Annotated in this window: 23 protein-coding genes; 3 read left to right on the top strand and 20 right to left on the bottom strand. The window is 39.7% G+C overall.

Annotation, left to right across the window (positions count from 1 at the left end; translation table 11 throughout):
- Positions 1 to 376 precede the first annotated feature (376 nt).
- The 20 genes from ACFVSW_RS11440 to ACFVSW_RS11535 all read right to left on the bottom strand — a co-directional run bounded on the left by ACFVSW_RS11440 (position 377) and on the right by ACFVSW_RS11535 (position 19,273).
- The gene (locus ACFVSW_RS11440) at positions 377 to 1,243 is read right to left on the bottom strand and encodes a M50 family metallopeptidase (protein ID WP_387315885.1); all 867 of its coding nucleotides are present in this window, start codon (positions 1,241 to 1,243) and stop codon (positions 377 to 379) included.
- Positions 1,236 to 2,030: a peptidoglycan DD-metalloendopeptidase family protein gene (locus ACFVSW_RS11445; protein ID WP_387315888.1), complete on the bottom strand. Its 795-nt coding sequence runs from the start codon at positions 2,028 to 2,030 to the stop codon at positions 1,236 to 1,238. Before ACFVSW_RS11445 ends, ACFVSW_RS11440 begins: the two co-directional genes overlap by 8 nt.
- A gap of 106 nt (positions 2,031 to 2,136) precedes the next feature.
- A complete protein-coding gene (minD, locus tag ACFVSW_RS11450) occupies positions 2,137 to 2,940 on the bottom strand; it encodes a septum site-determining protein MinD (protein ID WP_387315890.1) in 804 nt (267 codons plus the stop codon).
- 1 nt (position 2,941) lies between these two features.
- On the bottom strand, positions 2,942 to 3,622 hold the full coding sequence (minC, locus tag ACFVSW_RS11455) for a septum site-determining protein MinC (protein ID WP_387315893.1): 681 nt from the start codon (positions 3,620 to 3,622) through the stop codon (positions 2,942 to 2,944).
- Between the two features lie 158 nt (positions 3,623 to 3,780).
- Complete coding sequence (gene mreD / locus ACFVSW_RS11460; protein ID WP_387315896.1) at positions 3,781 to 4,299, bottom strand: rod shape-determining protein MreD; 519 nt, start codon at positions 4,297 to 4,299, stop codon at positions 3,781 to 3,783.
- Positions 4,296 to 5,177: a rod shape-determining protein MreC gene (mreC, locus tag ACFVSW_RS11465; RefSeq protein ID WP_387315899.1), complete on the bottom strand. Its 882-nt coding sequence runs from the start codon at positions 5,175 to 5,177 to the stop codon at positions 4,296 to 4,298. Before mreC ends, mreD begins: the two co-directional genes overlap by 4 nt.
- Positions 5,178 to 5,216: 39 nt before the next feature.
- Positions 5,217 to 6,239 carry a rod shape-determining protein gene (locus ACFVSW_RS11470; protein WP_387315901.1) on the bottom strand — a complete coding sequence of 341 codons (1,023 nt, stop codon included), beginning with the start codon at positions 6,237 to 6,239 and terminating at the stop codon, positions 5,217 to 5,219.
- Positions 6,240 to 6,407: 168 nt separating this feature from the next.
- Positions 6,408 to 7,097 (bottom strand): RadC family protein, encoded by a 690-nt coding sequence (gene radC / locus ACFVSW_RS11475; RefSeq protein ID WP_387315903.1) that lies wholly within the window; start codon positions 7,095 to 7,097, stop codon positions 6,408 to 6,410.
- A gap of 48 nt (positions 7,098 to 7,145) precedes the next feature.
- A complete protein-coding gene (locus ACFVSW_RS11480) occupies positions 7,146 to 7,718 on the bottom strand; it encodes a Maf family protein (RefSeq protein ID WP_387315906.1) in 573 nt (190 codons plus the stop codon).
- 195 nt (positions 7,719 to 7,913) lie between these two features.
- Positions 7,914 to 9,047, bottom strand: a complete 1,134-nt coding sequence (locus ACFVSW_RS11485; protein ID WP_387315907.1) for an SPOR domain-containing protein — start codon at positions 9,045 to 9,047, stop codon at positions 7,914 to 7,916.
- 134 nt (positions 9,048 to 9,181) lie between these two features.
- Positions 9,182 to 9,949, bottom strand: a complete 768-nt coding sequence (locus ACFVSW_RS11490) for a pilus assembly protein PilO (RefSeq protein WP_387315909.1) — start codon at positions 9,947 to 9,949, stop codon at positions 9,182 to 9,184.
- Complete coding sequence (locus ACFVSW_RS11495) at positions 9,946 to 10,776, bottom strand: PilN domain-containing protein (protein WP_387315912.1); 831 nt, start codon at positions 10,774 to 10,776, stop codon at positions 9,946 to 9,948. Before ACFVSW_RS11495 ends, ACFVSW_RS11490 begins: the two co-directional genes overlap by 4 nt.
- Positions 10,776 to 11,771 (bottom strand): type IV pilus biogenesis protein PilM, encoded by a 996-nt coding sequence (gene pilM / locus ACFVSW_RS11500; protein ID WP_387315915.1) that lies wholly within the window; start codon positions 11,769 to 11,771, stop codon positions 10,776 to 10,778. The genes ACFVSW_RS11495 and pilM overlap by 1 nt, the downstream gene beginning before the upstream one ends.
- 16 nt (positions 11,772 to 11,787) lie before the next feature.
- Positions 11,788 to 12,552 (bottom strand): prepilin peptidase, encoded by a 765-nt coding sequence (locus tag ACFVSW_RS11505; protein WP_387316056.1) that lies wholly within the window; start codon positions 12,550 to 12,552, stop codon positions 11,788 to 11,790.
- 7 nt (positions 12,553 to 12,559) lie between these two features.
- On the bottom strand, positions 12,560 to 13,063 hold the full coding sequence (locus tag ACFVSW_RS11510; RefSeq protein ID WP_387316058.1) for a type II secretion system protein: 504 nt from the start codon (positions 13,061 to 13,063) through the stop codon (positions 12,560 to 12,562).
- 147 nt (positions 13,064 to 13,210) lie between these two features.
- Positions 13,211 to 14,425, bottom strand: a complete 1,215-nt coding sequence (locus tag ACFVSW_RS11515) for a type II secretion system F family protein (protein WP_387315917.1) — start codon at positions 14,423 to 14,425, stop codon at positions 13,211 to 13,213.
- Positions 14,418 to 15,467, bottom strand: a complete 1,050-nt coding sequence (locus ACFVSW_RS11520; RefSeq protein ID WP_387315919.1) for a type IV pilus twitching motility protein PilT — start codon at positions 15,465 to 15,467, stop codon at positions 14,418 to 14,420. Before ACFVSW_RS11520 ends, ACFVSW_RS11515 begins: the two co-directional genes overlap by 8 nt.
- 12 nt (positions 15,468 to 15,479) lie before the next feature.
- Complete coding sequence (locus ACFVSW_RS11525; RefSeq protein WP_387315922.1) at positions 15,480 to 17,141, bottom strand: GspE/PulE family protein; 1,662 nt, start codon at positions 17,139 to 17,141, stop codon at positions 15,480 to 15,482.
- A gap of 15 nt (positions 17,142 to 17,156) precedes the next feature.
- Positions 17,157 to 18,491 (bottom strand): G5 domain-containing protein, encoded by a 1,335-nt coding sequence (locus ACFVSW_RS11530; protein ID WP_387315925.1) that lies wholly within the window; start codon positions 18,489 to 18,491, stop codon positions 17,157 to 17,159.
- A gap of 20 nt (positions 18,492 to 18,511) precedes the next feature.
- Entirely contained in the window at positions 18,512 to 19,273 is a 762-nt protein-coding gene (locus ACFVSW_RS11535; protein ID WP_387315928.1) for a hypothetical protein, read from the bottom strand.
- A gap of 209 nt (positions 19,274 to 19,482) precedes the next feature.
- On the opposite strand from ACFVSW_RS11535, the gene ACFVSW_RS11540 reads away from it, so the two are divergent.
- From ACFVSW_RS11540 to ACFVSW_RS11550, 3 genes are read left to right on the top strand one after another with little or no spacing between them, the layout of a single operon-like run.
- A complete protein-coding gene (locus ACFVSW_RS11540; RefSeq protein ID WP_387315931.1) occupies positions 19,483 to 19,944 on the top strand; it encodes a prepilin-type N-terminal cleavage/methylation domain-containing protein in 462 nt (153 codons plus the stop codon).
- Positions 19,945 to 19,956: 12 nt separating this feature from the next.
- On the top strand, positions 19,957 to 20,433 hold the full coding sequence (locus ACFVSW_RS11545; protein ID WP_387315934.1) for a type II secretion system protein: 477 nt from the start codon (positions 19,957 to 19,959) through the stop codon (positions 20,431 to 20,433).
- The gene (locus ACFVSW_RS11550; protein ID WP_387315937.1) at positions 20,430 to 21,569 is read left to right on the top strand and encodes a hypothetical protein; all 1,140 of its coding nucleotides are present in this window, start codon (positions 20,430 to 20,432) and stop codon (positions 21,567 to 21,569) included. The genes ACFVSW_RS11545 and ACFVSW_RS11550 overlap by 4 nt, the downstream gene beginning before the upstream one ends.
- The last annotated feature ends 38 nt before the right edge of the window (positions 21,570 to 21,607 follow it).

The following is a 21,607-nucleotide window of genomic DNA, read 5'->3' on the forward strand; positions in this document are numbered from 1 at the left end:
CGAAATGTCCTTCGGAACCTTCACGAAGGACATTTACCTCTTATTTTTCACTCGAAATGTCCTTCGGAACCTTCACGAAGGACATTTACCTCTTACTTTTCACCCGAAATGTCCTTCGGCACCCTCACGAAGGACATTTACCTCTTACTTTTCACCCAAAATGTCCTTCGGCACCCTCGCGAAGGACAAATACCTCTTACTTTTCACTAGAAATGTCCTTCGGCAACCTCACGAAGGACAATTTCCTTTTACTTTTCACTCGATTTGTCCTTCGGCACCCCAACCAAGGACTATTTCACGTCAAAAGGTATCCTAAACCGCAGCAAAAGCGCTCAATCACCGGGCGCTTCCGCTTTTTTAACTATTATACCCCTTTTCAGTATAAAAAAAGAAGGTCGCTGATTTTATCGGTTAGGCGTTTTTCGGTGAAGTAGGCGTGCAGGAGCTCGTTTTCATCTAATTGACCTTTTTCCTTGCCGCCAGCTTCGACTATTATTGGATGTTTGCAGCCACGCTGGAATTTTTCCAAAACATGGATAAGTAAATCCTGTTCATCGGCCTGAATCGGTTTCAGTGCCCGGAGGCTGGATTTCTTCCCGTAATAGCGCTCCAATAAAAATCTCATAAAGATAAAACGGCGCTGCTTCCATTCGTGGTAGAGCGAGAAATACAAGAAGGCAATCACAACCCATACATTAAGATGGGACGGTGCGGCCAATAAAATAACAATTGAAAAGAAGCAGAGACTGAAAAACGAAATAATCAGTGTCAGCCGGTGTGCATGCGGAAAGGAATTTTTCAATGAGAGCAGTAAGAAAACAAGCTTGCCGCCATCAAGCGGCCACACCGGAAAAAGATTAAATACAAAAATCATCACGTTATAACTGATAAATAATTGAAATAAATCTTCTGGAATCAAGTGAAGAGAAAGTAAACCGTACGCTAACCCCACCATCCAGACATGCTGGAGAGGTCCGGCAATCACGACAATCGTTTCCTCCTTTAAGGGCCGATTGCCGTGCTCATCCATTTCTGCAACGCCGCCAAAGGGCAGAAGCGTAATTTTTTTGATTCTCCATGAAAAAAAAGAAGCCGCAGCAGCATGCCCCATTTCATGAATAAAAATGATCCCCAGTAATAAACAAACTTCAAGGAAATGCGCGGTCATAATCGATAGGGCAATAACAATCCACAACAATGGATGGATAGAAATCAACCGAAGTAACTCGATAGCTTTATTCAAAGCGAATCACCTGAATTGGATCGATGAAATCATCTTCTTTTTTGATCGCAAAATAATACTTGCCTTTCGACTTATCATCACCGGCAGACGCGGAAACCGTGCCGACTACTGTTCTCTTCTCGATATATTCGAATAATTTGACCTTAATTTCATCTAAATTTCCGTACCAAGTTTCCGTCGAATCGGAATGCTGAACAATGACGGTTTTCCCCAAGTCCTCCTTAACCCCGGCAAACGTAACATGCCCCCCATTAATCGCCTGTACTGCAGCCCCTTTACTCGTCTCAATCATGATGCCTTGACCGTTTTTCTCAAAGTTTTCAAGAATTTTTCCCATTGCCGGAACGGAAAAATTCGGTGTTTCCGCTGTTGCTTTTTTTCCCGTTTTATCCTTTTCTGAAAACGGAAGCAACGCCAATGGTTTGCCAAACTTGCCTTCGTACCATTCTGAAACGGCGGTAAACTTAAAATCCTTGTTCATTGTGCTCGTGATGAAGTCCCTTGCCGGATTAAAGGACGCGGAATGATTACGAAACAATATAGCCACCATTAAAAACAGAAGTACCGAAGCCAATATTTTGAAAAAGAAGACCTCTTTTTTAAATAATGGATGCCCGTCATCTCCGCCAGAGTTTCCGGAAGGAGCAATATAATTATAGCCGTATTTTTCATCATCACCTGGCCAAGCAATTTGCCGTTCCGGCGTTTTTGCTGCCGAACCCGGACCTTGATCTTTTTTCCGCTTTGCGATTCGTCGCCGTATTTCCTCCGGTGTAGACCGCGTCATCCCCATCAACCCTTTTCCCACTTTTTGTACAAGTCTATGAAAGTGTAGAACAGAGTATGACTTTAAATTAAAACACCTGTCCACAATCTCGTGAACAGGATGTTTATTAGCGAACGCCAAAGAACTTCTTAATTTTTGTAAAAACACCTTTGTTTGCTTCCTCAAGTGGCTGAAGCGGGATGGATTCACCAAGAATCCTTCGTGCAATATTTCGATAAGCGATTGACGCTTTGCTGTTTGGATTTAGGGCAATCGGTTCGCCATGGTTGGAGGCTTTAATGACCTCTTCATCATCAGCGACAATCCCCACCAGTTCAATTGATAAATGCTGGGTAATTTCATCAATTTCAAGCATGTCGCCGCTTTTCATCATATGATTGCGAATCCGGTTGACAACCAATTTAGGCGCTTCCATATTCCGTTGTTTTTCAAGCAGGCCGATGATTCGGTCTGCATCACGAACAGCGGAAACCTCAGGCGTTGTCACGACAATCGCGCGGTCGGCGCCTGCCACCGCATTCTGAAAGCCTTGCTCGATCCCTGCAGGGCAATCAATAATGATATAATCATAGTCTTGCTTTAATTCCATGATTAGTTCCTTCATTTGCTCCGGCTTAACAGCTGATTTATCAACGGTTTGTGCGGCTGGAAGCAAGTATAATAAAGCATCAAAACGTTTGTCCTTAACCAGTGCTTGATGGATTTTGCATCTTTTTTCAATTACGTCAACTAGATCATAAATAATTCTATTTTCAAGTCCCATTACAACATCTAAATTTCGAAGACCGATGTCTGTATCTACTAAGCAGACTTTTTTCCCTTGAAGGGCCAGAGACGTACCAATATTAGCGGAAGTGGTTGTTTTCCCAACGCCGCCCTTCCCGGATGTAATTACGATTGCTTCTCCCACCTTATTGTCCCCCTTCTAATCTTGTCAAATTAGGCCTTAATCGAATTAATACTTGCAATCTATCAATGACGATTTGACGGTTCTCATCTATGTAAGCACATTCCATCTCTTGTTTTTCATTGCTTTGAACGGAAATTGGCTCTCTATCTAGGTAATCACTAATCCGCAGCTGCGACGGTTTCATACTGGAAGCAGCAATTACAGCCTGATCATTCCCAAAGCAGCCGGCATGCGCCATCCCCTTTAAAACGCCCATAATAAAAATGTTTCCCCCGGCAATCACCGTTCCACCCGGGTTGACATCACCTATTAACAGGATATCACCTGGAACTTCAAGCACCTGGCCCGAACGAACAATTCTCGTTACCGTGATAACCTCGGTATCAGCCTTTAATGCTTTCGCTTCCTCCTTTGTGATGACATTCGATACAATTTCATCGACAACTAAATTTTTCTTTTGTCGGATTAGGTTTTTCAGCTCTTCCTGTAGATTCTCGGTTAAATAGCGATTGCCGATTTCCACCTTAACAGAGAGTAAATGGTGCTCCTCCTGCGTCCTCAAGTTGGCTGAAAGCTTTTGATCTAGTTCCCTTTTTAGTTCTTCATAAGAACAGCTGTCATCTAGATGAAGGACAAGACCTTCCTTCGTTCCTTTTATTGTAACATTTTGCCGTTTTTTCATGGAGAAAATTCACCTCATAATTAAGCAAGCAAGTTCAAAACATGCAATCCTACTAGAAATTGCATGCCCTCAAGCTCCCTTCCGAATCGGAAGTACAGACTCTTCTTTTTAAAAAATTCGACACGATGCGTCCATTCTCCTTTTTTTTAAAAAAAATCTCATTCTACTCTAAGTGCCTCGGCATGTTTTTCAAATAGCCTTTTTAATGGGTAGCCCGCAATAACAATAAAGACTGCATTTAAGATAAGGGTTGGGTATAAACGCAAATTAACAAAGCTCATAAAGTCAAGGTTTGTTACGTGAATTACATGATTCATCTCATAAACGCCCACTTCTAATAAGGCAATGCCAAAAAGCGAAGCGAGAAAGGCAATGATCATATTTGACTGCAAGATCTGCATAATTTTCGAAACGATATAGGAAATAAATGGATAAAAAAATAAGTAAATGCCAATAATTTCGACATAAACAATGTCAAATAATAGGCCGAAAATAGCCGCATAAATAATCCCCTGCTTCTTTCCGACAAAAATTGTAAGAAACAAAATCGCCGCAAATAGAAAGTGTGGCACTAATATGCGATTATGCCCAAAAACATCTTCAGGTAAATATTGCACAAAAAGGCTTTCTACTAAAAACAAAAATAGAAATAAAAGAGGAAGAAGGAACTTTTTCACGATCCCTCCTCCTTCCCATCAGTTAAATCTGTTACATCCGCTTCTCGCATGATTTTTTTCGTGACCATTACATTTTTTATATCATAAAAATCTGCACCAGGTTCGACAAGTGCTGTCAGATTCAACCCATACTGGTCCGGTTTCACCTCGACTACTTTTCCTACTAGCAGCCCTTCAGGAAAGATACCGCCTAACCCAGATGTTATCACCGTTTGTCCCTTTTCAATTTCCGCACCGGCTGGAATCGCCTTCACCATTAGTAATTTTTTCTCTTTATCATAGCCCTCAACAAGACCATACACTTTGGTTTTGCCTTGAACAATGGCGGAAATCCGATTCTTCGGGTCCGTTGCGCTTAGAAGCTGCACGGTTGAGCTGAATTTATTCACATTTTTTATTTTTCCAATTAGACCGTTTGCTGTAACAACCGCCATATTTTTCTTAATACCGTTTAAACTGCCTTTGTCGATAATAATCATTTCATGCCAACGATCAGGATTCCTGCCAATTACAGTAGCTGGCAGTGGTTCAAAATCTCTCAGGGTCTTTTCTTCACCGAGAACAGCTCGCAAGTCTTCATTGTCTTTTTTCAGCGCTTGAACCTGTGCTTCAAGGCTGACAAGATTGTCAAGCCGCGATTTTAATTCCTTATTCTCATTATATGTATTTTGTAAGTCCTGGAGATTTTCAAAAAAGCCTGCAATATAGTTAGTAGGCTTTGAAACCAGGGATTGAGCCCAGCCGGTCGTATCTTTAACAAATTGCTCCGGCCAGGATAGTTTGCTTCTCTCCCTTAAAGAAAACCCAATCAATGCCACGAGAACAATAATGCTGACAAGCAAAATAATCAGACGTTTATTCAAAAAGAACTGTGGCATGATTATACACCTCTATTTTTATTTGTGCTTCCGCTTTTCTTAACGCGAATCCTTCGCTTTGTTTTTAAATAAATGGATATGGTCGAGTGCTTTGCCGGTTCCGATTGCCACGCAATCCAGGGGATTTTCGGCAATTAGTACAGGCATTCTTGTTTCTTCGCTAATCACCTTGTCCAAATTGCGTAGTAACGCACCTCCGCCCGTTAACACGATGCCGCGGTCCATAATATCAGCAGCAAGTTCCGGCGGTGTCTTTTCCAAGGTATTCTTAACGGCTTCTACAATCGCAAAGACAGTGTCATTTAAAGCAGCCGCAATCTCTTTTGCAGTAATTTCAATCGTTTTTGGCAGACCGGTCAATAAATCACGGCCGCGAATTTCCATATTTTCGATGCCATCAGGTGTACCGGCAGACCCAACCTCTACTTTAATTGTTTCTGCTGTCCGCTCACCAATCATCAAATTATAATTTTTGCGAATATATGAAATGATGGAATCATCCATTTCATCGCCGGCCACACGGATGGATTGGCTAGTTACGATTCCCCCTAAGGAAATAATCGCTACTTCAGTCGTCCCCCCGCCAACATCAACGACCATACTGCCGGTTGGCTCCCAGACAGGCAGATTGGCGCCGATAGCTGCCGCAAATGGCTCTTCAATCGTATAGGCATCCTTTGCCCCCGCTTGCCTTGTTGCATCAATTACAGCCCGTTCCTCAACTGCAGTTATCCCTGAAGGCACGCACACCATGACATAGGGCTTACCAGAGAATGGGTTATTACTTTTTTGAGCCACGCGGATATGGTGCTTCATCATCGAAGCCGTCGTTTCAAAGTCCGCAATCACGCCATCTTTCATTGGCCGCATAGCGACAACATTTCCCGGCGTCCGTCCAATCATGTTTTTCGCATCGTTCCCAACGGCGACAATACTCTTAGTATCAGTCTGTATCGCCACAACCGATGGTTCCCGTAAAACAATTCCTTTTCCTTTTACATAAACGAGGGTATTTGCTGTCCCCAAGTCAATCCCAAGATCTCTAGATCTAATTCCAAACATAGTGTTGTATCTCCCTTTCTTTCTGATACGAAATGCAAAAACTCCATTAGTCAGGTAATTTACCTTTTATATCATGTCTGTTTTCCTATTATTTATATAACAATTTCAAAAACAATCCTAAAAAATCATAACCAATATTATAGCGTAACGTCAAATAAAATCATAGTGTCATAAATACCCTTTTTCCTTCAAGCTGACAAACTTATTTTCACCGATAATCAGATGGTCGAGTAAATCGATGCCAATTATTTTCCCGCATTCAACCAGGCGCTTGGTAACCTCAATATCCTCCCTGCTTGGTGCCGGGTCGCCGCTAGGATGATTATGGACCGCGATAACGGAGGCCGCCGAGCGTTTTAACGCTTCGCGGAATACTTCCCTTGGGTGAACAATTGAGGCGTTCAGGCTCCCTATGAAAACCGTTTGTTTATGAATGACCTGGTTCTTCGTATTTAAATAGAGGCAAACAAAATGCTCCTGCGACAAAAAACGCATATCGTTCATGAGATACTTTGCTCCATCTTCTGGAGAGCGGATGACATAGCGGTCATGATAAGAAAGATTGCTAATCCTGCGGCCAATTTCAACAGCAGCAAGGATTTGAATCGCCTTTGCCGATCCAATTCCTTTAATCTCAGTCATTTCTTCTAACGTAGCCGCCTTTAACATCCTTAACCCTTCAAAATGGGTTAGCAGACGGTTCGATAATTGCAGGACCGATTCATCTTTTGTTCCTGTGCGCAGCAGGATGGCAATCAGTTCATGATTCGATAAGCTTTGCGGACCATTCTGGATAAATCGTTCTCTCGGTCTTTCGTCTTGAGGGAAATCACGGATCATTAATGTATTTGTGGACACTCTTTTTCCTCCCTTATTAGCTGGGAGTTAATGAACTTTGAAAAATTGTTAATACGGCAACTGGTACCCCGCTTGTCTCAATTCCCTTATAGTCCTTGAAACAGGCAGACCGACAACCGCAAAATAGTCTCCATTTATTTTTTTGACAAGCATACTGCCAAGCTGTTGAATCCCATATGCCCCAGCTTTATCAAACGGTTCGCCGCTTTTCACATATGCACGTATCTCTTCGTCCGTCAACTCCCAAAACCAAACTTCAGTTTTTTCGTAAAACGCAGTCGAACTAGTTGGAGACACAATTGAAACACCTGTGAACACATCGTGCTGACATCCTGAAAGAGTTGTTAACATCCTAATGGCTTCGGCCTCATCGCTTGGCTTCCCTAAGATTTGGTTATTCGCAACGACAATCGTGTCTGAACCAATCACAAATGCATCACTGTTGTCTTTAAAAACCGCCTGTGCTTTCCGATTGGCTAACTCCATCACTACTTCCTCTGGGGAGAGAGCGGGATCAAAACTTTCATCAACTTCACTGCTAATCATCGCGAATGTTAAGTGGAGATTTTCTAGAAGTTCTTTGCGCCGTGGAGATGAAGAGGCTAAAATGAGGTTCTGCATTCAATCACCTTACCTTATTCGTTATCATTTGGGAGATACAAGTTAATCCTATCAGAAATTGTAGAATCAAACAATTTTTATATGATTAAAGTTTGATGAAATTTGTAAATTTATGCGGAATGTCTCAGGGAGTCTAAAAAGCCTGCCTCGATTTCAGGCAGGCCTTATTTCCCAGAAAATATCGAGTTATGTCGTTTACACGGAAAAGTAGAAAGACAGGAAGTTTAATAAGTGCTGCTGGGCTTCTGTTAGGCTTTTAGTGTCTTTTGATTTTTGGAACGCCTTTAGCTTTGCCTCCGCATTTGCTAATTCCGCCTGAAGCGACTTAACCTTTTCGCTTTTAATCGTGCTACCCTTTAATTCCTCTTCTAAGGTTGCTAGTGCTTTGCTGGATTCTTCAGAGATTTCCTTGCTGGCTAAAGCATTTGCTGCAGCAGCAGACAAGGTCTGATAGATGCCAGGTACTGCTTCGAGAAAGCTCTTTTCCTTTGGCGTAATCTCTGAAAACTTCTTTTCCTCTAATAATAACGGCTTGGCAAATGCACCATCAACCCCATTTTCTTTATTTTGGCCAGCCAGCGTTTTGGCTTGTTCAATCGAATCCGCAACACCAAGAAATATAAAATGTTTTCCAGTTATTTCAATTACCTGTGACGGAATACCTTTTGAAACCAGCTGCTCGGAAACTTCCTTGGCGCCAGCTTTTGAAGTATAATAGCCGCCTTGGATGACAAAGGTAGTTAATTGATTAATTGTCAATGAGGTTGTCTTACCGGCTGCCGCTTTGTTGTCGCTGCCGTTTGCTTCAACTGCCTTCGGTGGTTCAGTCGCTGCCTTTTCGCTCGGATCCATGATCACCAGCTTTAACATAATCCCACCAATCGTTAGTCCAATGAGGATAGCAAAAATGGCCGAAATCACAATCGACCCAACTGGCTGCCGATCGTTCTTTTTAAAATTTGATGAAAAGGATGTCAGTTTTTTGGAACCGCTTTTTATCGTCTTTGGATGACTGGCAACGTTAAATTCCTCAATATCATTTTCCGAAGATTCCGGAATGATCCAGTCAAAGCTTTCATCGACAGGTTCCTGGGCAGCGGCTGTCTCTAAAAAACCATCCGATTCTCCAAGATCCCGATTAATTTTTATGACTCTTGTTTCTGGTTCGTTTTGTTCTTCCGGTTCCAGTCGCTCCGTATTTATTTTTATTACTTTGGTAAATGGTTCACTGCTGACTTCCGGTTCCTTCTTTTGAGGTTCTTCCCGAAAAGTTTTGTCTTGTCCACTTAATTTAATATTAATTGTATGGCCTTTTTTAGGCTTGTCCACAAATCGTACCCCTTTCCCCATCGAAGCGTAATTGGTTTCATCCTAACATAATGGCAAAAAAAAATAACAAGACTTTTGTCGTCTTGTTATCGAATGCTTTCGTCAAATTATTTGTTCCTTCGCCATGTTGTTAACTAGGGCTGCGTCTGTGCCGCGGAAGGAAACTGCGATAATGGATTCGCTTTACCGGCTGGTGCAGGTGCATCGATTTTCGGCAGCTCCGCCTTCAGGTCAGCTAATTCAGGCAGATAGTACGCAGAAATCGTAAGGTTGTAGCTTATCGGCGGGTCCTCTTGATCAAGGCTGGTAATTTCTTGCCCGCCTGAATAAGTAATCGCCTCAACCACAACAATCCGTTTTAACGATTCCAGGGTTGCGATGAATTTCTCCAAATCCTCATAGGTCGGAGATTCCACACTCAATTGAACGGTTAGCTTCTTCAGCCCTGTAGGAGCCGTTAGTACAGATTGCTGATTCCCGCTGCTTTCATTTGCTGCATTAGGGTCAGCAGAAGTGTTTTGGGCGCCATCAGAGGCTTGCGGATTAGCCTGATCCAATGTAGCGACTTCAGCATCCTTACTAAAGCTCATTGATTTAATTTCACTATTAGAAACGTTTTCTGCCTTTTCTAAATCTAAAATTAACTGTTCCTGAAGCGGTTCGACAGGAACCTTTTTCTGCAATTCTCTTGTATCTTCAGCAGAAGCAGTTGTATTGTCTGCCTTCTTTTGACTAATAATGTCTAACAGCTTTTGTTCCGACGTTAATTCTTGCTGTTTGATCGCCAGGTCTGATTTCAACGGCGTTAGGAAGAAGAACTGAGCATAGACGATGAGTAACACTAACAAAAGAACACCGGCTCCAACAATAAGTTGGTCACGTTTGGAGAAATGAGGCTTCATGATCCCTTCACTCCTTCCCCATCCTTCTTGCCCTGTTGTAAAATTTTCTTAATTTCTTCCTTGTTAAACTTAATTTCAAATTGCCCTGTATAGCGAGGCAGATAGTTACTTGTGCTGCTTTTTGAGGCAGTTGTAGAGCTATTGCTTACTGTGTTTTGATTCGTTGTCGTATTTGTTGTGTTATTCTGATTCAATGCTTGATCTGTTGATGAATTGTTTTGATTATCAACAGTTGTTGTTGAATCGGTTGTCGTTGGATTAGTAGCACTAGTTGTTGTACTTGTTGTATTCGCTTGGCTATTTGAAGCTGCTGTGTTACTTGCAGCATTAGTATCAGTTTCAGTATTCGTTTCTGTGGCTGCTAATGAATTTAGGCTTGCTTCCTCAATCCATTTCGAGTGATTAAGGCTATCTAGGAAGTATGCTGACTCTCTGGCACTGTCAAATTGAACGGTGAGGGTTACAGCTCCTGATTCTGTGTAGCCAAAGGATTGGATAAAGCCGCGCTCCGGCAGTAACGAGGTTAGATGCTTCATAACCGGCACTGTTTGGATAGGATAATCCTTTGCCCATTCAATCGCACTCTTTAATTGGGTTACAGAGCTTGAAGAAGCCACCGTTTCGCTATTTTGCTGTTCTTTCTCGGCAATCTTTTTGGTCGTCGAAATTTGCCTGTCTAAAGAAGTCAACTCATCTTTAACAGATTGAGTCTGCCAAAAATAGAAACCGCCAATTACTAGAAATACGGCAAGCAAACTAGATAATGTAATGATAAGAGCAAATTTTTTCGGTTCTTTTTGCGGAAGCAGGTTAATTTCTACTAACATCATTGCACCTCTTTTAAAGCGAGACCTAAAGATAGCAATAAATTAGCCGGTACGCTTCCTGTTTTTCCTTTTAAATCTGGGTGAAGAGAAAGCAATTCAACAGGGACTTCAAATCTCTCAATCATTTCATCAGCAACGGCATGGAGCATTGGATGGTCCCCTGTTAATAAAAACTTGGTAATATCATGTTGCTCATTGCTCAATGAATATCGATAAAAATCCAGTAATTTCGTTAATTCTTTAAAAATATCTTCAAACTGGATGACCAATTCATCCGTATTACCTGTATATTTACAGACCATCATCCCCGTGCTGTCCTGCCTAATTTCCCATTGTTCAAGCTCAAACGGTAAAGCAAACGGACGCATGACAACAGGGACAACCCCTTCAAAAATACACAAATTGACGCTGGTCAAATCAAATTGAATCGTAAACAGATTTTCATTTGCATCCCCTTGACCAAGCTGGTGGTATAAACGATAGAGTGCCAGCGGAGAAATATCCGCAGCCACGGGATTCAGCTTCAGACTCGAAAATAAATCCGCATATTCCATGACATTTTGCTCCGGAGCAGCAAACAGAAGCAGGTCCCTTGTTTTTCCGTTATTCGTCAGTGGAAAAAAGTCGAAAATCGGTTCTTCAAACGGTAAATGAATGCTGGAGCCAAGCTCCAAATAAAGATAGCCCTTCATTTCGTCATCCTGGATTTCTGCCGGAACAGAAACCTTTCGGATAATGACTAATTGATCGGGCACCACAAAACGAATCGAGCGCCGCTGAATTTTCCACTCGTCAATACACTCATCCAAAATATTCGCTAAGGAATCGATGTCAGCAATTTTGCCATCACAAATAATACCCGGCGGCAAAAACCGTTCGCCCCATTTTTGGGCATGTGGCGGGTTCGCCTGCTTCAATTCAACGCAGCGAATCGAGTGGTCATTTAGCACTAGATTGATTATTCGGTTTTTAGAGTTGAATAGGGAAAAAGCCATAGAAAAAACCCCTTAGTTATAATCCGTGATTAAGAAAACGTACGTATAGATCGATGATTTCCGGTCCCCAATAATACGCGGACAAGGTTCCCGCTGCAATAAACGGTCCAAATGGAATCGGCTGCCGCTTTTTAACGATTCTAAAAAGCTGTGCCAGTCCGCCAATAACGGCACCGAATAAGGTTGATAGAAAGAACGATAATAACACTAGCTTAAATCCTAACACAAAGCCGAGTAATCCATAAAGTTTAACATCCCCGCCGCCCATGCCGCCTTTACTGACAATGGCAATGAGTAAGAGGAGGGTGAACCCTGTTGCTGCCCCTACTAGGCTGTCCCACCAGGGGTTAAGCGGCCAAACAATACGCTCCAATAAAAAAATCCCTGCAAACCAAATCAGAATTTTATCAGGGATGAGCATATAGTGAATATCCGAAACAACGATAATCATAAACATCGAAACTAGCGTTAAAGCTACTACTAACTCCCCTGACCAGCCAACCAAGATTGGCGATACGGCAAACAAAATTCCTGTTAGCAATTCCATAATTGGATAGATAGGAGAAATCCGCGACTTGCAGCCGCGGCATTTCCCCCTTTGAAACATATATGAGACCACTGGGATGAGTTCTAATGTTGTTAATTGATGCCCGCATGTTGGACAAGATGAACGCGGGACGATAATTGAATTCTTAAGTGGAACTCTTAGACCGACGACATTAAAGAATGAACCAAGAGTAATCCCATAAAGGAAAAGCAAAAGTAGTAATATTATTGTCATCATTGGATTAAGGGCTTACTACACTTCTCTTCAATTCGGATTCAGCCTTTGGAGCTGTTAATGAACCAATATACTTAGAACTACCTTTTAAGAAAACAGCATAAGATAGTTTATTTGAAGAGTTCAAATTAACTTGTACATATGAGTCAGTTGCTTTTGTAGGTTGTGTTGTACCGGTAGAAGCAGTAATCGTGTTGTCTTGGCCAGTATACGTTGTTCCATCAGGATCCTTCATCGTTTCAAGATATCCTTTTTCTTCCAAGTACTTCAAGTTAACATAAGTGGGAGTACCAGCAGCAGTAGGTCTTAGAGAATCATCTCCTGATATTGCAAGTTTAGTTGAATTAATCATTTGTTGAGCATTTGCTACAACAGCATCTTTCTTGCTGTTATCAATAAGCCCCATAATACTTGGTATTGCAATTGCAGAAATAATCCCCAAAATAACAATAACTGCAAGTAATTCAATTAATGTTAACCCGCGTTGATCTTTAAGCTTCTTTTTTAACATTTGAAACATACTTTCATCTCCCCTTATGGTTCTATGAACCTAGTAATATAGTCTCTTGTAGTATACATTAATTTACAATGAAATGAAAAGAGAATTATTTGGTTTTTTGTCACTTTTCATCAACTATTTTGTTTTATTGACGGTTTACTAGTTATGTTGTTGAAATTGGTTGAACATGTCGAACATAGGTACCATAATTGCTGTTACAATTGTGCCAACAAGTCCCGCCAATACAACAATCATTAATGGTTCAATTAATGATTTAAGTCTATCGGTCCCGGTTTCAACCTCCTTCTCGTAGAATTCAGCAATTTTAGCCAACATCGCATCCAATGCACCTGTTTCTTCACCAATCGCAATCATTTGGGTAACAAGCGGTGGGAAGGCCCAGTGTTTTTGCATCGGTTCCGTCATTGAACGACCTTTTTCGAGTGAAACACGAGACTCTCGTATTACTTTGGCTAAGACTTCATTTTCAACAACCTTTTCTACAATAGCCATTGCTTGAAGAATTGGTACAGAGCTTGAAAATAAAGAGCTAAGAGTGCGCATCATTCGAGCCAATGCTGCTTTTTGGAGCAAGTTTCCGAAAATAGGCATTCTTAATAACATGTAGTCTAAATAGTATTTAGTTTGATTGTTACTTTTTAGATAAGTTATGAAAACTACAATAGCAATAATAAAAATAGCCACAAGCCACCAAAATGATTGCATAAAACCGCTCGCTGCAAGGACAAACCTTGTAATTGCTGGCAATTGACCACCCAAATCAGCAAACATTGTGACAAATGTTGGGACAACGGCAACCAGCAAAAAAATAACAACTGCAATTGCAATAATTCCTACAACAGAGGGATATGCTAGAGCAGAAACTATTTTCTGCTTAGTATAATGCTGTTTTTCAAAATGCTCTGCAAGGCGATCAAGAGTTTCATCCAAATTACCACTGACTTCTCCCGCTTTGACCATATTAATAAACATCGGTGTAAATATTTTTTTGTGCTTAGCAACGGCATCAGAAAGTGGGTTACCTTCCCGTAGTTCCTGTTCAATGTCGAGCAGTGCCTTCTTCAGGGCCTTACTCTCTGTTTGAAAGGCAAGAATCGCTGTTGCTTCGACAACCGTTACCCCAGCTTTAATTAGTGTAGAAAATTGTCTGAGATAAATAACAAAATGCTGCAGCCTCACGGGATTCCCTAATGTTATATCCTTGGTCATTAGGGTCTCAGGAACTTCTGTAATATCTATTACCCGAATTCCCTCTTCTTTAAGCTTGACCATCGCTTCTCGCTTTGAAGCTGCATGTACGGTGCCCTGCCGTTTTCCTTTTCGGTCACGTCCAGCATATTTAAATCTAGCCATTCATCAACATCTTTTCTTGTAAATATTGGACAGCCGATTCCTTTTGAATCACATTTCTGTCTATTAGGTCTCTAATACTCATTTCAAGCGTATGCATCCCCTGGGCGCGGGACGTTTGCATCGTGCTTTGAATTTGATGAATCTTTTCATTTCTAATCAAATTGGCGATTGCAGCATTGTTAACCAAAATTTCGGTGGCTGCTTTACGACCCTTTCTATCAGCAGTTGGAAATAAACGTTGCGAAATGACCCCGACTAACACAGAGGCTAATTGAATACGTATTTGCGGCTGCTGACCTGATGGAAACACATCGATAATCCGATTGATGGTTGTTGGGGCACTTGAAGTGTGAAGCGTCCCCAATACAAGGTGTCCTGTTTCGGCAGCTGTAATCGCAATCGACATCGTTTCTAGGTCGCGCATCTCACCCACCAGAATGACATCTGGGTCCTGACGAAGTGCCGCCTTTAACCCGCTTGCATAGTTATTTGTATCAAAGCCAACTTCCCGTTGATCAATTATCGAGTTACTATGACGATGAAGATACTCAATTGGATCCTCAAGGGTAATAATATGTTTCCTCATGGTTCGGTTCATATAATCAATCATCGAAGCAAGTGTGGTTGATTTTCCGCTACCTGTAGGACCTGTTACGAGAATTAGTCCCTGAGGTTTCTCCACTAACTTAGGAATAATTTCCGGCAGGTCTAATTCCTCAATTGACGGAACCTTTGAAGCGACAACCCTAAGGGCTATCGACGCACTTTTTCGTTGGTGATAGGCGTTGACACGAAATCGGGAACTTCCCGGAACTCCATACGAGAAATCCAGTTCTCCTTTTTCCTTAAATAAATCCCACATTGACTCCGGAATAATCGCTTTTGCCATCCCCTCGGTATCGTCTGGTAATAAATTATCAGTTCCGTACCTCCGTAGATCACCATTGATACGCAGAACAGGGGGAACACCGACAGTTAAGTGAACATCGGAGGCTTTATATTCAATCGCCGCTCGCAGTATTGCTTCAATTTTTTCTTTCATACGTATTTACTCCTACTCCAGAGTTGCTACCCTTAATACCTCTTCTGTGGTTGTTAAACCCTGTTTTATTTTTAATAATCCATCATCAATTAAAAAGATGGTTTTATTTTTCGTGGCCATTTCCTTCAACTTTTGAAAGGATTCACCGTTCATCATTGCTCTACTTATCTCATCATTTATGACCAATACCTCATGAAGGGCAATTCTACCTTTATAACCCGTCATGTTACAAGATGAACAGCCTTTTCCACGCGATATCTTTTCAACCTTCATCCCGCGTCTTGCAAAAATTTCAAATTCACGTTTTGACGGTTCTTGAACTTCTAAGCAATCGCGGCACACCTTGCGGACAAGCCGCTGTGACACAATACCGCTTAAGGAGGCTGCTAGGAGAAACGGTTCTATCCCCATATCAATCAGCCTAGTAACAGTCCCAATTGAATCATTTGTGTGAAGTGTGCTTAATACTAAATGTCCGGTTAATGATGCACGAATTGCTACTTCGGCCGTTTCTTTATCTCGGATTTCCCCGACCATGATAATGTTCGGGTCCTGACGAAGTATCGACCTTAATCCAGCCGCAAAGGTCATACCAACATTCGTGTTCACCTGTATTTGGTTAATCCCTTCCAATTGGTATTCAACTGGATCTTCAATTGTAATAATATTAACTGCTTCACTGTTAAGCTTATTAAGGGCCGCATAAAGGGTCGAAGATTTTCCTGACCCTGTTGGACCTGTAATAAGAACAATGCCTGTTGGTTTATCAACCATTTCTTTAAATCGCTTCATATTAAGAGCGTTAAAGCCAAGTTTACTAATATCATTTAAAGTGGATCCCATATCAAGGAGACGCATAACTATTTTCTCCCCAAAAACAGTTGGAAGCGTGGAGACTCGGAGATCCACCGGATGAAATTCTAGATTTAGTTTAATCCGACCATCCTGCGGAATCCTGTGTTCGGTTATATCGAGATTAGACATGATTTTTATTCTTGCTGTTAACACGCCTTGCATATGACTAGGCAGAACACGCTCAACACGAAGAACACCGTCAATTCGGTAACGGACGACAATCTTCGTCTCCTGCGGATCAATATGAATATCGCTTGCCTTTTGAATAACAGCGTTAGACAATATCTGATTCACGAGGCGGATTATCGGTGAGTCCATGTCTGTTACATCATCGGTTCGTCCCTTGTCATTTTGCTGTAATTCATCAAGCAATTCAGCAAAACCATCATCAACATCATAATATTTATTAATCGAACGCAGAATATCATCTTTTGTGGCAATTGCCGGTTCAATTTGGAATCCCGTTGATAAGCGCAAATCATCGATGACAATGAAATCCATCGGATCTGCCATAGCGACGAACAGCTTATTCCCTTCTTTTTTTAACGGAATAATTAAATTTCTTCTCGCTGTTTCTTTGGAAATAAGCGAAAAAAGATTCGTTTCAAACGGGTAATTAAACAGGCTAATATGCGGGATTCCAAGCTGATATTCCAGCACTTCAATTAACTGTTGTTCGGTAATGTATCCCCGGTCCAATAGAGCTTCACCAAGTTTTTGATTCGAAATCTTTTTTTCAAGTGTTGCTTGAAGCTGTTCAACTGTTATAAGACCTTCTTCTATTAACAAATCACCAAGTCGTTTTCGTGCTTGTCTCATGTTTTATCCCTGCTTTTATTTTGGTTGTTCATTCGGTTTTCCCCAAAGATCACTGTCAACTGAATCTTGTTGGCTATTATCAGAATTCGTTGGCGTTTGATTCCCGTTGGTATTAGCAGGCTCCGTTGTCTGCCCGTTGTTATCCGGACCAGACTGGTTGTCAGTCGTCCCTGAAGGTTCTGTTTGACTCTGTTGACTTCCTGCTAGTCCACGAACTTCCACTTGAAAGGACGGCGGATAATAATCCTCGGAAATGTATTCACTTTTAATAAACGAGTTTCCCTGATATACATCTCTATAAACCTTAATGATTATTCCTTCTGACCCTTTATTTTGTACCTTTGTTTTTCCTGGAAGAAGCAGTGGGCTGTATTGAACAATCGTTTTAGGCTTTAATTTCAGCTCATCTTTTGTCGTAATTTTATAATTGTAAACAAATTTTTCACCCTTTAAGGTAACCGTTAGGTTACTATTGTCCAATTGCAGTTCTAGATTATACTTTGCCTTATTCGGATTAGCTATAACTAAATCCGCATTTCTACTTTGATCCACTTTTGCTTCTAGGCCTACAGCTGCATAACCAGGGAGCGAACTGCTAATGTTTCTTTCTTCAATTGACAAGCCAGTAGGTAAAACAGCTTGATAAATTCCAGTTGCTACTATATTTAGGGCTTCACTGTCGGCAATTTTATGTTTCTTAGCAAATCCTAACAGAGAAAATGTTGACACTTCAGGAATTTCAATTGAAGAATTATTTTCAATTAGAGTTTGCAAACCATCAGGAAATTGCTTCAAATCAATGACTGCTGTATTTAAGACAACATCCTTTTTAATATTTTCAACTAATAAGTAATCTTCAAAAAGGTTATAGGTATGAGAACCTGATTCAAAAAGTGAGGCAGTTTCATTTAAACTGCTTGTAAGATTTTCAAGGTTGATATCACTGCTTTTTATCTGCGGAAATAGAATTTCTACTTGTTCTTCTACCCTCGAATTGTCAATTGTAATGAAAGCAGGATTTTTTTGACCATCTTTTATTGAATCCACCGTTTGTTTAGCATCTAAATGAAATTGGTTTAAATCAAAGGAAGCTTTATTTTCCCCATATTGTAATTCAATCGATGTACCCTTGGTCCAGTCTACATACTTTTCCTCTAAGAGACTAGAAGCTTCAGTTTCTGTTTTTCCGGAAACATCTAATGAACCAATCGTTGTTCCTTTAGAGAATTTTCCATCAGCATTGGTTATTTTTTCAAATGCTTTTGCACCATAAAGGGAGAAACTAAAAATAAATGCCGTACTGAATAATAAAACAACAAACAATTTGATCAGTTGCTGACTTTTGCCCAAATTCTCTGCCTCCCTTCAAATTATTTTTGCAAAGTTACCGTTTTTTCCGTTTCAATTTCTTTGTCAACTGCTGCATCTTTTGCAGCAATAAGGAAATCAAATGGAGAATCTTCTAACAGTTCAATTTCACCAGGAACATTTTCAACATGTAGCTTCTCCACATCATCTAGAGATGGTAATTCATCGATTTCTTCTAACCAGTTACTTTTCTTCTGATCATCCATTTTGGAAACTTCTTCATCAAGTAAACTCTCGATGTCGGATAAGTAACCAATTTCATGATCAGATTCCATTACCTTTTGTTCAGTAACCTCATTTTCAGAATTCCGCTCTAGTAAAAATGAAATATCCTCGTTATTGTCACTCAATTGTTCTATAGCTGGTTTTACAAAAGGTTGAATAGAATCAACCATAGGAGCTTCTATCAAATTTAATTCTGTTAATTCGATAGAATCGTTATCTTCCATCATATCTATCTTAGAATTCGTGACATGGAAATCCAGTTCCCCAGGTAATTTTCCTTCAAATGTCGGAATAACTTTATATAACTGAGCGCCAATGCGCTTATCCATAAAATAGGCAGCAAAAAAGATTAGCAAAACCAGCATTATTGCGGTTTCCCATAATGGGAAAGATGCAATGGCGGCAATTCCTCCTAAAGCTAAGATAAAACTAGTTAAAATGACAAAAAACTTACCTTTAATAGTGAATCCTAGCGGTAGAAAAGATATAATCAACATAAGTACTAACATAGAACAAAAGGCCCATATAATTGATTGCATCCATTCACTCCCTTTCTCATTGTCCTTTTATACTATTAAACTACATTTTCTTTATTCTTTTGTTCATTTTTTCAAAAATTAGACAAAATTCGCTTACTAAATATTGTATAATACTATTAAGTATTTTAAAAGGACTGGAAATCATTTATGGGTCATAATTACTAATTTTTTTATTATAAAAATATTACTCCCTGAAGGGAATGGGTTATTTGGAAATTGTTCGAAATGAAAAAGGTGTAACGTTAATAGAGATTCTAATTTCTATCGTTATTTTATCGATTATTTTTCTATCAATTATGCGTTTTTTTCCCCAAATGGGACTTATGAACCAACAAAATGAAAATAAATCTCAAGCCATAAATACCGCCAAAGGATTGCTTATTGATTGGCAGGAATCCAATAAAGTAAAAACCTTTATTGCTAATGATAAACAAACAATAGGTTTTATTACTAATGTGAATAATAAGGATTACTATACTAATTTCAATCCGAACCCAAGTGGAACAGATTATATATTTACAACTATAAAAAATAGTTATGAAGTAACCATAAAAATCAAAAAATCACCAATTGAAAAATCAAATGTCTATAGCGTTCATCTAATAGTCATGCAACTAAAGAATAAAAATGGAAATGTAGTAGCCGAAACCTATGGATATGTAAAAAGATAGGAGTTGATGAGTTTGAAAAGTGATGAACGCGGTCTTACACTTATTGAAATATTAATTACTTTAGCCATTCTCTCCTTTGTTGGTGTAATTATTTGGAATGTATTTTTTCAAGGATATAAATTTTCGCAAAAATCAATTTCCAAAAACTTCATGATTCAAGAAACAAATCTTTTAATTACAAATTTGACAAGTATTCATCAAAAATATAACCAATATGAAATACGGAGTACTAATTCTAGCACTGGTTCACCATGTATAGTTACTGTCACACCTAATAAAGAACCCAAACAGGATTTTAGTAATTCTCAAATTTGTTTTAACTATGTATTAAAAATTGATAATGTTGATAAGGGTTCAGGTCCAATTATCATTGAGCCAAATAAAAAAGATGTTACTTTGATAGTCACAGCCACTGACATAAAAAATCCAATAAATAAGATTACTATTGAAACATTATTATATCGGGTGAAGGGCGTTGATTATCAATGAAAATATTAAAGAATGAACGTGGATATGCTCTAGTAACAGTTTTACTACTCATTACTATTTTCACAGTTGTTTTCCTTGCATTCATGGGACAATCATTTGGTAGTGTTAAACAAAATCAAGTGGTTGAGAAAAAATCAAAATCTGTTGCCGCTGCAGAAATGGGAGTATCATTATATCAAGTAGCCGTGCAAAATTTCTTTGAAACAAAACTAGAAGATTTTAAAAAAATAGTTCCGCCTACACAAAGTGACTTTAAAGTACGTGCTGCTACCCAACTTGCAACAGATATTCAAACCGCATTTCGAGCTAAATATCCAATAAATAATAAATATTATCCAATTTCAGGGGATTCAAATATTGCAATTACAAATAAAAAATTTACTGCTACTTCAAATTCAAATAAAATACTTATAAGTTTTAGCGTAATGGGAACCGAAAAAATGAAGGACACTATTCTTGATGGGGAAATGACCATCGACCTAAGCCCTTCAATTTATAAAGCTATAGAAAAACCAAACCCACCCGACTGTACATCCTATTCATCCTCCTGTAAAGAAATTTTAGTAGGATCTGGATCAATAAATACGGGAAACAATATGGTTGACCAAAAAATTTTTTCAACAGGAAATCTAACTTTAAATGGTCCTGTTAATAACATGGATGGTATGAAAATCCATGGTGAGACAATCTATATTGATGGTAACGCTCAACATGTAAAAAATTCTACAATTGAATCTGAAGGTGATATGACAGTAAATGGTCATTTAACACCTCCATCAGGCAAGGATCCCATTAACCTAGATTTATTCGTTGGGGGAAACTTAACAGTCCTTGGAAAGTTTGAATTAACGAGTAATGATTCAAGGAAGGTGTATGTTAAGAATGGTGTAAAAGTGGCTGATAAAATGGAGATAGGATCTAATTATACAGTTTGTATCAAAGGGAATTTGGAAGTTCCTAAGGGTGTGGATATTTTTGGAAAGTTATATCTAATGGGTAATATAATTGGAAGTTATAATGGCCCATATACTAAAATAACCGAAGGGGAACTTCCTGCTGATATTCAAACAAAGTGTGGTCCAACATTTACTAATCCCACAATTGAAACATTAATTAATAATATTGTGTACAAATAAAAAATCATCATCTTTGACCATTTTAGATTGTCAAAGAT

The organism is Neobacillus sp. NPDC058068, from assembly GCF_042885335.1.
In the GTDB taxonomy this organism is placed as follows: domain Bacteria; phylum Bacillota; class Bacilli; order Bacillales; family Cytobacillaceae; genus Neobacillus.